General features: G+C 68.1%; 11 protein-coding genes. 9 read left to right on the top strand and 2 right to left on the bottom strand.

Translation table 11 applies throughout. From position 1 onward, the window contains the following. Positions 1-116 precede the first annotated feature (116 nt). Positions 117-1373 carry a divergent polysaccharide deacetylase family protein gene (locus B0B01_RS10195; RefSeq protein WP_143733042.1) on the bottom strand — a complete coding sequence of 419 codons (1257 nt, stop codon included), beginning with the start codon at positions 1371-1373 and terminating at the stop codon, positions 117-119. Between the two features lie 141 nt (positions 1374-1514). Between B0B01_RS10195 and B0B01_RS10190 the strand changes: the two genes are divergently transcribed. Genes B0B01_RS10190 through lexA form a run of 6 tightly spaced genes read left to right on the top strand, consistent with a single transcriptional unit; the run spans position 1515 to position 6334 of the window. Then, positions 1515-2096 (top strand): anthranilate synthase component II, encoded by a 582-nt coding sequence (locus B0B01_RS10190; protein WP_076649762.1) that lies wholly within the window; start codon positions 1515-1517, stop codon positions 2094-2096. After that, the gene (trpD, locus tag B0B01_RS10185) at positions 2093-3112 is read left to right on the top strand and encodes an anthranilate phosphoribosyltransferase (protein ID WP_076649761.1); all 1020 of its coding nucleotides are present in this window, start codon (positions 2093-2095) and stop codon (positions 3110-3112) included. Before B0B01_RS10190 ends, trpD begins: the two co-directional genes overlap by 4 nt. Beyond that, complete coding sequence (trpC, locus tag B0B01_RS10180; RefSeq protein WP_076649760.1) at positions 3109-3921, top strand: indole-3-glycerol phosphate synthase TrpC; 813 nt, start codon at positions 3109-3111, stop codon at positions 3919-3921. The genes trpD and trpC overlap by 4 nt, the downstream gene beginning before the upstream one ends. Continuing rightward, complete coding sequence (gene moaC, locus B0B01_RS10175) at positions 3921-4394, top strand: cyclic pyranopterin monophosphate synthase MoaC (RefSeq protein WP_076649759.1); 474 nt, start codon at positions 3921-3923, stop codon at positions 4392-4394. Before trpC ends, moaC begins: the two co-directional genes overlap by 1 nt. Then, a complete protein-coding gene (locus B0B01_RS10170) occupies positions 4391-5581 on the top strand; it encodes a molybdopterin molybdotransferase MoeA (RefSeq protein ID WP_076649758.1) in 1191 nt (396 codons plus the stop codon). The genes moaC and B0B01_RS10170 overlap by 4 nt, the downstream gene beginning before the upstream one ends. A 57-nt stretch (positions 5582-5638) precedes the next feature. Beyond that, entirely contained in the window at positions 5639-6334 is a 696-nt protein-coding gene (lexA, locus tag B0B01_RS10165) for a transcriptional repressor LexA (RefSeq protein WP_076649757.1), read from the top strand. Here lexA and B0B01_RS10160 read toward each other — a convergent pair. Beyond that, complete coding sequence (locus B0B01_RS10160) at positions 6328-8403, bottom strand: ComEC/Rec2 family competence protein (RefSeq protein WP_076649756.1); 2076 nt, start codon at positions 8401-8403, stop codon at positions 6328-6330. The two genes, lexA and B0B01_RS10160, sit on opposite strands and share 7 nt — an antisense overlap. Positions 8404-8490: 87 nt before the next feature. Here B0B01_RS10160 and gltX point away from each other — a divergent pair, with 87 nt between their 5' ends. The 3 genes from gltX (at position 8491) to B0B01_RS10145 (ending at position 12221) form a co-directional block, all read left to right on the top strand. Continuing rightward, positions 8491-9897 carry a glutamate--tRNA ligase gene (gene gltX / locus B0B01_RS10155; RefSeq protein WP_076649755.1) on the top strand — a complete coding sequence of 469 codons (1407 nt, stop codon included), beginning with the start codon at positions 8491-8493 and terminating at the stop codon, positions 9895-9897. 121 nt (positions 9898-10018) lie between these two features. After that, positions 10019-11314 carry a citrate synthase gene (locus tag B0B01_RS10150; protein WP_076649754.1) on the top strand — a complete coding sequence of 432 codons (1296 nt, stop codon included), beginning with the start codon at positions 10019-10021 and terminating at the stop codon, positions 11312-11314. 202 nt (positions 11315-11516) lie between these two features. Then, positions 11517-12221 (top strand): CDP-alcohol phosphatidyltransferase family protein, encoded by a 705-nt coding sequence (locus B0B01_RS10145; protein WP_076649753.1) that lies wholly within the window; start codon positions 11517-11519, stop codon positions 12219-12221. Positions 12222-12300 lie beyond the last annotated feature (79 nt).

The following is a 12300-nucleotide window of genomic DNA, read 5'->3' as shown; positions in this document are numbered from 1 at the left end:
CGCCAGCAACCCTGAAGGGAATCCGGCGCCAAGTGGCCCGCGTCCGTAGCCGGTGCACGGCGCGGACCCATCGCAGGAGGACGCTTCTGGTGGACACCGGGCATGACCCGCTTCCGTCACCTGCCGGTCACCGGCTCACCTGCCCCGGCCTCGCGCAGCACCGCCGACACCGGCGCCGGGGCCACCCGGGCGCTGCGCTGTTGCACGAACCAGCCGTCGAGCGCCGCCAGCGTTTCGGGCCGCAGGCGCCCGAGCAGGATCACCGAGCCGTCCTGCCCCGCCCGCAGCGCCGCCTGGTCGAGAAACCGGCGCATGGCGCCCGGCCCCTGCCCCGCCCCGTCGAGATCGCGGAACAGGCCCGCGGCCGGCACGCCCGCGCGCCGCGCCGGAGCAAGTGCCGCTGCCGGGCCGGCATGGCGCAGGATCATCCCGCGCCCGTCCTCGGCAAGATGCGCCGCCACCTGTTCGACCAGTGCCCGCTGCCCGGAGAAACCGCCCTCGCCCTCAAGCAGCCCGATCGCCTGCGAAAGCCGGCTGAACCCGGCCTCGAGCGCGACCTCGGCATCGCTTGCATTCGCGTTCCCGGGCAGGTCGATCAGCGCAAGCACCTCGTGCCCGGCGGCGCGATAGCCCCCCATCCGCTCGTCCGCATCCGGCGCCGAGGGATCGATCGCGACCGTCACCGGATGGGCAAAACCTTCGAGCGCCGCGAGCCCCTCATTGCCGGTGTCGATCAGCACCAGCGCCATGAGCGGCAGGTCCCGGCCGCCTTTGAAGGGCGCGGCGAACTCGTCAAGCGCGCCCCGCAGCGGCGGGGTTTCGGGTTCCTCCGTCAGGCGCCGTGCCGGGGTTCCGGGCGTTGTGGAGGCGGACGCGCGCCCCCCGTCGAGCCGGGGCAGCGCCGCGAGCGCCGGGCGCGACGCATCCGGCTCAAACGTCCGCCCCGGCATCTTGCCACCGGAAAAGCGCAATGGGCCGCCTTCGCCGGGTATGGTCTCATGATCGGTGAGCGCATCCGGTTGCGGCTGCGAAACGGCCGGGGCGTCGGGCGAAATGGTCGGCAGGCGCGGCTTGTCCTCGGTTGCATCAGCGCCGGCGTTCGGCCCCGAATCCGGTGCAATGCTTGCCGCCTCCGGCTCCGCCGCAGGGGCCTCCGGCTCCGCTGCGGCCGGGCCTGCCTCGACCGGATCCGCTTCGGCGGCCACGGGCCCGGCTTCTTCGCCCGTTCCTGCCGCCGTTTCCGTCGTCCCCGCCGCCGGATTACCGGGGCCGCCAGGCGGCGACGACATCAGCGCCGTGACAAACACCCAGGCCACGAGCGCCGCCACGACAAGCATCGCTCCACCAACCAGACCACCAAGAAAACCACGCATCCCGTTCCTTCCGTCCTGCTGTTTTCACCGGATTCCGCAGGCGCGCGCCCTTGACGATGCCGGCCAAGCCTGAACAAGTATGTGCATATCCTTTACCGCGAGCGGGCCGCACGCCTCCAGCCCCTATCAGGCGATTCCATCATGTTGCTGCTGATCGACAACTACGATTCATTTACCTACAATCTGGTGCATTATCTGGGCGAACTCGGCGCCGATGTGGTCACCCGCCGCAACGATGCGCTGAGCGTCGACGAGGCGCTCGCGATGCGCCCAGAGGGCATCGTGCTCTCGCCCGGCCCCTGCGACCCGGATCGCGCCGGGCTCTGCCTTGATCTGACGCTGGCCGCTGCCGAGGCGCGGATTCCGTTGCTCGGGGTGTGCCTGGGGCATCAGACCATCGGCCAGGCCTTTGGGGGACGCGTCGTGCGCTGTCACGAGATCGTCCACGGCAAGATGGGCGAAATCCGCCACACCGGCGAAGGTCTGTTCAGCGGACTGCCCTCGCCGTTCCTCGCCACGCGCTATCATTCGCTCGTGGTCGAGCGTGAAAGCCTGCCCGACTGCCTCACCGTTTCGGCCGAGTTGGCCGATGGCACGATCATGGGCCTTGCGCACCGTGACCGGCCCGTGCACGGGGTGCAGTTCCACCCGGAATCGATTGCCTCGGAACACGGGCACGCATTGCTGAAGAATTTCCTCGACATGCTGCCGGTTCCCGCATGAGCGAGAGGCTCAAACCGCTGATCGCGGCGGCGGCCGAGCGCCCGTTGACCACCGCCGAGGCCGAGAGCGCATTCTCGATCCTGTTCGAGGGCGAGGCGACGCCCAGCCAGATCGGGGGCCTTTTGATGGCCATGCGCACGCGCGGCGAGACGGTCGATGAATATACCGCCGCCGCCTCGGTCATGCGCGCCAAGTGCCACCGGGTCGCCGCGCCTGCGGGCGCCATGGACATCGTCGGCACCGGCGGCGACGGCAAGGGCACGCTCAATATCTCGACCGCGACGGCCTTTGTGGTAGCGGGCGCCGGCGTGCCGGTCGCCAAGCACGGCAACCGGAACCTCAGTTCCAAATCCGGCGCGGCCGATGCGCTGACGCAGCTTGGCATCGAGGTGATGATCGGGCCCGCGCATGTCGAAAAGGCTTTGGGCGAGGTCGGCATCGGCTTCATGATGGCGCCCATGCACCACCCTGCCATGGCCCATGTGGGACCAAGCCGCACCGAGCTTGGCACACGCACGATCTTCAACATCCTCGGGCCGCTCACCAATCCGGCCGGGGTGAAACGCCAGCTTACCGGCGTGTTCCGGCGCGACCTGATCCGCCCCATGGCCGAGACGCTCGCCCGCCTCGGATCCGAGCGCGCCTGGCTGGTCCACGGCAGCGACGGCACCGACGAAATGACGATAACCGGCATCACCTGGGTCGCCCGGTTCGAGGACGGCGAGTTCAGCGAGGCCGAAATCCACCCCGAGGATGCCGGTCTGCCGGTGCACCCGTTCGAGGACATCCTCGGCGGCACCCCCGAGGAAAACGCCCGCGCGCTACAGGCGCTGCTCGCCGGCGAACGCTCGGCCTATCGCGACGCGGTGCTGCTCAATTCGGCCGCCGCGCTGGTGGTCGCCGGGGTTGCGGCCGACCTGCCCGCAGGGGCCGCGCTCGCCGCCGAAAGCATCGACAGCGGTGCCGCGCGGGACAAACTGGCGGCGCTGGCACGCATCACGCAGGAGAAGACATGAGCGAGACCGTTCTCGACCGCATCAAGGCATACAAGCTCGAGGAAATCGCCGCCGCAAAAGCCGCCCGCCCGCTGGCCGAGGTCGAGGCGGATGCGGCGGCGGCCCCTGTGGTGCGCCCCTTTGCCGAGGCCCTGCGCAAACATTCCAAGCTCGGCTACGGGCTGATCGCCGAGATCAAGAAGGCCAGCCCCTCCAAGGGGCTGATCCGCGCCGATTTCGACCCGGCGGCGCTGGCGCGGGCCTATGCGGAAGGCGGCGCGGCCTGCCTTTCGGTGCTGACCGACGGGCCGAGCTTTCAGGGCGCGCCTGATTATCTGACCGAGGCGCGCGCCGCCTGCGATCTGCCGGTGCTGCGCAAGGATTTCATGTTCGATCCCTATCAGGTGGCCGAGGCAAGGGCGCTCGGCGCCGACTGCATCCTCATCATTCTGGCGGCGGTCAGCGACAAGGAGGCGCGCGAGCTTGAATCGGCGGCGCAGGAATGGGGCATGGATGTGCTGATCGAGGTGCATACCGACGAGGAACTCAAACGCGCGGAACTGCTCGAAAGCCCGCTGGTCGGGATCAACAACCGCGATCTGCACAGTTTCGAAACCTCGCTCGACGTGACCCGCCGGCTCAGCAAGCTGGTGCCGGCCGAGCGGACGATCATTGCCGAAAGCGGGCTGTCCACCCCCGAGGATCTGGCCGAACTGAGCCGCTACGGCGTGCGCAGCTTCCTGATCGGGGAAAGCCTGATGCGCCGCACGGATGTGGCCGGCGCGACGCGCGAACTGCTGGCCAATCCGCGCACCGCCGGGGGCATGTGATGGCGCTCACCCATTTCGATGCCAAGGGCGATGCCCATATGGTCGACGTGAGCGACAAGCCCGTGACCGCCCGCACCGCGACTGCGCGCGGCCATGTCAGCATGAGCCGCGAGGCCTTCGACCTGATCCGCGAGGGCCGGGCCGCCAAGGGTGATGTGCTTGCGGTGGCGCGGCTGGCCGGGATCATGGGCGCGAAGCGGACGGCGGATCTGATTCCGCTCTGCCATCCGCTGCCGATTGCCCGGGTGGCGGTCGAGCTCGACCTGGACGAGGCCCTGCCCGGCGTGCGGATCGAGGCCACCGTGCGCACCACCGGGCAGACCGGAGTCGAGATGGAGGCGCTCACGGCGGTTTCGACCGCGGCGCTCACGGTCTATGACATGGTCAAGGCGGTGGATCGCGGGATGCAGATCGGCGGCATCCGGGTCACCCTGAAAGAGGGCGGAAAATCAGGCCGTTACGAGGCGCCATGATCCCGGTCGAGGAAGCCCGCGCGCAGCTTTTCGATCTGGTCGCGCCGCTGCCAGCCGAAACAGTGCCGCTGATCGAGGCATCGGGGCGTGTTCTGGCGCGTGACCTGCGGGCAAACCGTGCCCAGCCGCCGTTCGATGCCTCGGCAATGGATGGCTATGCGATCCGCGCCGAGGAGGCCGTTCGCGGCGCCATGTTCAAGGTGATCGGCGAATCCGCCGCCGGACACGGGTTTTCCGGCCCTCTCGGCGCGGGGCAGGCGGTGCGGATCTTCACCGGCGCGCCCCTGCCCGCAGGCGCCGGTTTCGTGGTCATCCAGGAGGACACGCAGCAGAATGGCGACGTGATGACCATCACCGCCGACCCCGGCACCAGTCACAACATCCGCCCGGCCGGATCGGATTTCGCCGCCGGGGCCACGGTTTCCGCGCCCCGCCGCCTTACCCCGGCCGATATCGCGCTGCTTGCTTCGATGAACATCGCTGACGTGCCGGTCACCCGCCGCCCGCGCGTCGCGGTCCTGTCCACGGGGGATGAACTCGTGATGCCGGGCGAGGATCCGGGCCCCGACCAGATCATCGCGTCGAACAGTTTCGGGCTCCACGCCATGCTGCGCGAGCTTGGCGCCGAACCGCGGCTGCTGCCGATCGCGCGCGATACGCTTCAATCGCTGCGCGAGGCCTTCGAGACGGCCGAGGGTGCGGACCTTGTCGTGACCATCGGCGGGGCCTCGGTCGGCGATCACGACCTGGTCGGAGAGGCCGCCGCGCGTTTCGGGCTCGAGCGCGCCTTCTACAAGGTGGCGATGCGCCCCGGAAAGCCGCTCATGGCCGGACGGATGGGCGCGGCGGCCATGGTCGGCCTGCCGGGAAATCCGGTCTCGGCCATGGTCTGCGGTCACGTCTTTCTCGCGCCCATGATCCGCATCCTGCTGGGCCTTGACCGCCATGTCCCCGACCTGCGCCAGGCGTTCCTTGCCGAGGCGCTTTCGGCCAACGGGCCGCGCGAACATTACATGCGCGCCGTCGTCCGCAACGGAGAGGTCCGCGCCTTTGACCGGCAGGACAGCGCCCTGCTCACGGTGCTGTCGCAGGCCAATGCCCTGCTCGTGCGCCCGCCCCACGATCCCCCGCGCCGCGCCGGCGAAAGCATCGGCTATCTGCCGATCAGCCGGGCGGAAGGTGATTGACACAAATCGTGAACATCGCTAGAACAAATCCAGTCGCGGACTGGAGGGAATGCGCCCATGCTCACGAAAAAGCAGCTCGACCTGCTCTCGTTCATTCACAAGCGCGTGCAGCGCGACGGCGTCCCCCCGAGTTTTGACGAAATGAAATCCGCGCTCGACCTGCGCAGCAAGTCGGGCATCCACCGGCTCATCACCGCGCTCGAGGAACGCGGCTTTATCCGCCGCCTGCCCCACCGTGCCCGCGCCATCGAAATCCTGCGCCTGCCGGATGCCCTGGCCGCCCCAGCCGCGCCAGCGCCGGCGCCCGCATCGCCCGGCCATACGGCGACAGGGCGCGGCGCAACGATGCCGGACATGGCCGCGGTCCATGCGCTTGAACTGCCGGTCATGGGGCGCATCGCGGCGGGCGTCCCGATCGAGGCGATCAGCGAGGTTTCGCATCAGATTGCGGTGCCGGGCTCGATGCTCTCGGCGGCGGGGTCGCATTTCGCGCTCGAGGTCAAGGGCGATTCCATGATCGACCTTGGCATCAACGATGGCGATGTGGTGGTGATCCGCGAAACGGAAACGGCGCAGAACGGTGACATCGTGGTCGCGCTCGTGGACGAACAGGAGGCGACGCTGAAACGCTTCCAGCGCCGCGACGGGCTGATCGAGCTCGAGGCGGCGAACCCGGCCTATGAAACGCGCCGGTACAGCGAGGACCGGGTGCGGATTCAGGGTCGCCTCGTCGGATTGATCCGAAGCTACTGATCGCGGCGCCGTGGCGGATCACTCCATGGCCGGCGCCCTGCCGCCTCCCGTGCGGTCCGCATCCTTCCGTCCGGGGTCAGGGCGATGCTGCCGGTCCGGCGCAGGCGGGGCGGGTCGTAGATGTCGCAACCCGCTCGCGGCTCCATCGGAACCGAGGTGACGACCAGCATCGGCACCGGACAGCCGCCGAAGGCCCCGGCCCCGCGCTTGCCGATCACATGGGCGATGACGCCCGCTTCGGTTTCGATGATCCGCACCCCCTTCTGGTCCGCCGGATCCGCGGCCGCACCGCCCGGATCACCCGCAGCCGGCCAGCGCGCCGCTGCATGGGGCTGATCGGCCCCGTCGCCGTCGCCCGCAAGCCAGTTGCGCGCCTCGAAGCCGGCGCCGCGCTCCTTGCTGAGCGCGCGGCCCGCCCCGGTCATGACACCGACGAGGCTGCCGCTGTCCGAGATCAGGACCATGGGCCGCGGGCTCCCGGCCCAGAGGACGAGCGCGGCAACGGCGGGAATCACCCCGAACAGCCGCCCGCGCCCCTGCCAGATCATCACCCAGAGCGACCCGAGCGCCAGCATGGGCAGCACCGCGCCCATGGGGCGCAGCACATGGCCCTGCGCATGGTCGAATCCGGCGACCCAATGCGCCACCAGGAGGATCCAGCGCAGGCCCCATCCCATCACCGAAAGCGCAAGCGATTCGAGCCCGAGCGGCGACAGCAGAAGCGCGACCACCGCCGCCGGCATCACCAGAACCCCCATGAGCGGCACCGAAAGCAGGTTCGCGATCAGGCCGTAATGCGACAGCGTGTTGAAATGCGCGGCTCCGATCGGCGCCGTGGCAAGGCTTGCAACGGTCGAGGAAAGCACGAGCGTGAACAACTGGTGCTTCCATCCCGACAGTGCCCGCCAGGGGGCATCGCGCAACCAGCCGAAAACCGCGACCAGCGCCGTGGTGGCCGCAAAGGACATCTGGAAACCCGGGCCGAGCAGCGCCTCGGGCCGCATCACCAGCACGATCAGCGCGGCGATGGCAACCGATCGCAGCGAGATCGCGCGCCGGTCGATCAGCACCGCCCCGAGCGCCACCATGGCCATGACGAAGGCGCGCTCGGTCGCCACGTTGGCTCCTGACAGCGCGAGGTAGAAGCTCGCCGCCGCCATCGCCCCGAGTGCCGCGACCTTCTTGACCGGCAGCCGCAGCGCGAGCGGCGGGACCAGCGACAGGAAAAGGCGCAGCGCGGCAAAGACAAAACCGACGAGAAGCCCCATATGAAGCCCGGAAATCGCCAGCAGATGCGCAAGGTTGCTGGCCCGGAGCGCCTCGACCGCCCCCTGCCCGAGCGTGCTGCGGTCCCCGGTGGTGACGGCGGTCGCGAAGCCGCCGACATCGCCGGGCAGTACGGTGGTGATCCGCTCCGACAGGATCCGGCGCAGGGCAAAGATGCGCAGCGAAAGGCTGTTTGCCTCGGGCGGTGCGACGGTCACGACCGGCCCGCGGGCATAGCCGATCGCGCCGAGCCGCTTGAACCAGGCGTCGAGACGGAAATCGAAACCGTCGGGCTCGGTCGGGCCCATGGGCGGCGACAGGCTCGCGGTGGTCATGATCCGCTGCCCCGCGCGCAGTTCGGCGTCCGGCCCGTGGAGCGAGATGCGCACGCGCTCCGGCAGGCGGTCGGGCGAGGTGCGGCGCAGCCGGACCTGATCCAGCGTGACGCGCGGCACATCCGAGGCCGAGCGGTCGAGGCCGACCACCCGCCCCTCGACCGGGCCATAGTAATGCCAGCCGATCACCGGCGCGGCCTGGCGATGGCTGCGCGCACCCGCAAGGCAGAACCCGACCGCGACCAGCGCCGCAATCCAGCCGAGCGCGGCAAGCCCGCCGGGCCGGACCAGCGCGGCGCCAAGGCACAGCGCACCGATGCCGAGCACCACCACATGAGCCATGACCGCCGGCTCAAACGGGAGCAGGAAATAGCCGCCGATCCCGACCGCGAGGCAGACCGGCGCCCAGGGGAAAAGATGCCCCTGCTGGCCCAGCAACAGCCGGTCCGTCATGCACAAGATGCGCATGCTTGCCCCCCGCATCCCGGCCAGATAGACACCGGCAGATAACAGCAAGCTAGATCCGCATCTCTTACCGAAAGGTAAACGCGCCCCATGTCAGATCCGGTTGTCACCCGCTTTGCCCCTTCGCCGACCGGGTTCCTGCATATCGGCGGTGCGCGTACGGCGCTGTTCAACTGGCTTTATGCACGCGGGCGCGGCGGGCGATTCCTGCTGCGGATCGAGGACACCGACCGCGCACGCTCCACGCCCGAGGCGACCGAGGCGATTCTCGACGGGCTGACCTGGCTCGGGCTCGACTGGGACGGCGATCCGGTCAGCCAGTTCGCCCGCGCGCCCCGCCATGCCGAGGTCGCCCATGCGCTGCTTGCGCAGGGACGGGCCTACAAGTGTTTTTCGACGCAGGACGAAATCGCCGCCTTCCGCGAGGGGGCAAGGGCCCGGGGGGAAAGCACCCTGTTCCGCAGCCCCTGGCGCGATGCCGACCCGGCGACTCATCCCGATGCGCCCTTCGTGATCCGCATCAAGGCGCCGCAGACGGGCGAAACCGTGATCCGCGACCGCGTGCAGGGCGACGTCACCTTCCGCAACGATCAGCTCGACGACATGGTGCTGCTGCGCAGCGACGGCACGCCGGTCTATATGCTGGCCGTGGTGGTTGACGATCACGACATGGGCGTGACCCATGTGATCCGGGGCGACGACCACCTGAACAACGCCGCGCGCCAGATGCTGATCTATGACGCCATGGGCTGGCAGGCCCCGGTCTGGGCGCATATCCCGCTGATTCACGGCCCGGACGGAAAGAAGCTCAGCAAGCGCCATGGTGCGCTCGGAGCGCAGGAATACCGCGCCATGGGCTATCCCGCCCCGGCCATGCGCAATTACCTTGCCCGGCTCGGCTGGAGCCATGGCGACGCCGAGTTCTTCACCGACGAGGAGGCGCTCGAGTGGTTCGACCTTGGCGGCATCGGGCGCGGGGCCGCACGCTTCGACACGAAAAAGCTCGACCATCTGAGTGCGCGGCACATTGCCGCCATGAGCGACGCGGATCTGGTCGAGGGCGTGAATGCCTATCTGGTGTCGCGTGGCGAGGCACCGCTCGACGCGGCCGGGAACGCGGCGCTCGGGCGCGCCATGTATTGCCTCAAGGACCGCGCCCGCAGCTATGGCGATCTGCTCGACAAGGCGCATTTCGCGCTGGCCGCGCGTCCGCTCGATCCCGACGCCCGGGCGCGCGAGGCGCTTCATGCCGCGCCCGGGGGATTGTGGCCGGAATTGACCCGCGCGCTTCAGGATGCTAGCTGGACGCGCGAGACTCTCGAAGCCGGCCTTGCGGCGCTGGCCAGCACTCTTGGCATCAAGTTCGGGGCCCTCGCCGCCCCGTTGCGTGCCGCGCTTGCAGGGCGGGCGGTCACACCTTCGGTCATCGACATGATGCTGGTGCTGGGGCGCGAGGAAACCCTTGCCCGGCTTGCCGATGCGGGTTGCTCCTCCTGAACCATGGTAGGATAATACCGCTTCCGCCTGGCACCGTCTGCAGGACGATACCGGCGCAGACTTGTCCACGCGGGTGAGGCGGCACGTACGCCCGGCCCGCGTTTCAGAGAAAGGGACATCAATGACGGACCAGAAGCAGACAGCAAAGCTCACCGTTCATGGCAAGACCTACGAATTGCCTCTCCTTTCGCCGACCCTCGGACCGGATGTCGTGGATATCCGCTCGCTCTACTCGGAAGCGGGCATCTTCACCTACGACCCCGGCTATACCTCGACCGCAAGCTGCGACAGCCGCATCACCTATATCGACGGCGAAGAAGGGGTGCTGCTGCATCGCGGCTATCCGATCGGACAACTGGCCGAGAAATCGCATTTCCTCGAGCTGTGCTATCTGCTGCTTTATGGCGGGCTGCCCTCGCCGCGGGAGCTTGAGGATTTCGAGGTGCTCGTCACCCGTCACACGATGCTGCACGAGCAGATCATCTATTTCTTCCGCGGTTTCCGGCGCGATGCCCATCCGATGGCGATCATGGTCGGCGTCGTCGGCGCAATGTCTGCCTTCTATCACGACAGCACCGATGTCTCCGATCCCCACCAGCGCGAGGTCGCCTGCATCCGCCTGCTTGCCAAGATGCCGACCATCGCCGCCATGGCCTTCAAATATACCCGCGGCGAGCCGTTCCAGTATCCGCTGAACGCGCTCGATTACGCCTCGAACTTCCTGCGCATGTGCTTTGCGGTTCCGACCGAGGAATACGAGGTGAACCCGATTCTCTCGCGCGCGATGGACCGGATCTTCATGCTGCATGCGGACCACGAACAGAATGCCTCGACCTCGACCGTGCGCCTTGCCTCGTCGTCGCATTCCAATCCGTTTGCCAGTATCGCCGCCGGCATCGCCTGTCTCTGGGGGCCGGCCCATGGCGGCGCGAACCAGGCCGCGCTCGAGATGCTCAAGCAGATCGGCACCCCCGACCGCATCCCGGAGTTCATCGCCCGCGCCAAGGATCCGAACGATCCGTTCCGCCTCATGGGATTCGGGCACCGGGTCTACAAGAACTTCGACCCGCGCGCCAACGTGCTGAAGAAATCGGCCGATGAGGTGCTCGAACTGCTGGGCTGCGACAACAACCCGACGCTCCAGGTCGCCAAGGAACTGGAACAGCAGGCGCTGGCCGATCCCTATTTCATCGAGAAAAAGCTGTTCCCCAACGTCGATTTCTATTCCGGGATCATCCTCGAGGCGATGGGCTTTCCGACCTCGATGTTCACGCCGATCTTTGCCGTGAGCCGCACGGTGGGCTGGGTCTCGCAGTGGAAGGAAATGACCGCCGACCCGCAGAACAAGATCGGCCGCCCGCGCCAGCTTTACCTGGGCGAGAGCGCGCGCGACTATCTGGACATCGAGGACCGCTGACGCAGCGCGACCCGCGACCCGCGCCCGGTCCGCCGTCGGGCGGGGCGCCGGTCGCGGAGCTTTCCTTTCAGGTGGTTCATGCGTGCGGGGCCTTGCACTTCACTATTTGGTCACCTATCCCGAGCCGCGGTGCGGCCGCGATGCGCGGTTTCGGTGCCTTCGAGAACCACGCCCGGCGATTCCATAAACAGCGACGGTGCTGATGACAGCGCAATTCAAGGCCCTTGCAACGCACCTCCTGACGGCAACCGGCGCGGTATTCGCCATGCTGGCCATGCTGGCGGCGGCCGAGGACAAATGGGATCTGATGTTCCTGTGGCTGGTCGTCGCCTTCGCGGTGGACGGGGCCGACGGCCCGCTGGCGCGGCGCTACAAGGTCAAGCGTTACGCGCCGACCTTCGACGGGGTGCTGCTCGACCTGATCATTGATTATCTGACCTATGTGTTCATCCCCGCCTTCGCCCTGTTCGAATCGGGGCTGATGAGCGGCTGGACCGGCTGGTTCGCGATCATCATCATCACCTTTGCCAGCGCCATGTATTTCGCCGACACGCGGATGAAGACGAAGGACAATTCCTTTTCCGGCTTTCCCGGCTGCTGGAACATGGTGGTGCTGGTGATCTTTGCGCTCGAGCCGAACTTCTGGCTGACGCTGGTTCTGGTCACGGTGCTCTCGGTGGGGATGTTCCTGCCGCTCAAGTTCATCCACCCGGTGCGCACGCAGCGTTGGCGCGCGGTGTCGCTGCCCATGGCCGCCGCCTGGACCTTTTTCGCCGGATGGGCCGCCTGGGTCGATTTTCATCCCGAAAGCTGGGCGCACTGGGGGCTCGTGGTGACAAGCCTCTATCTGCTCTTTGCCGGCATCGTGCAGCAGATCGTTCCCCAGCGCAGGGCCTCGCTTACCTGAGCGGGCGGCGCTCGCGCGAATCGGCCGGCGCTCCCTGCATGACGATGCGGCGGTGAACTAGCGGGGCCCTGCCGTTTCC

This window comes from Pontibaca methylaminivorans, assembly GCF_900156525.1.
In the GTDB taxonomy this organism is placed as follows: Bacteria; Pseudomonadota; Alphaproteobacteria; order Rhodobacterales; family Rhodobacteraceae; genus Pontibaca; species Pontibaca methylaminivorans.
This window is presented reverse-complemented; position numbering and strand designations above follow the sequence as displayed.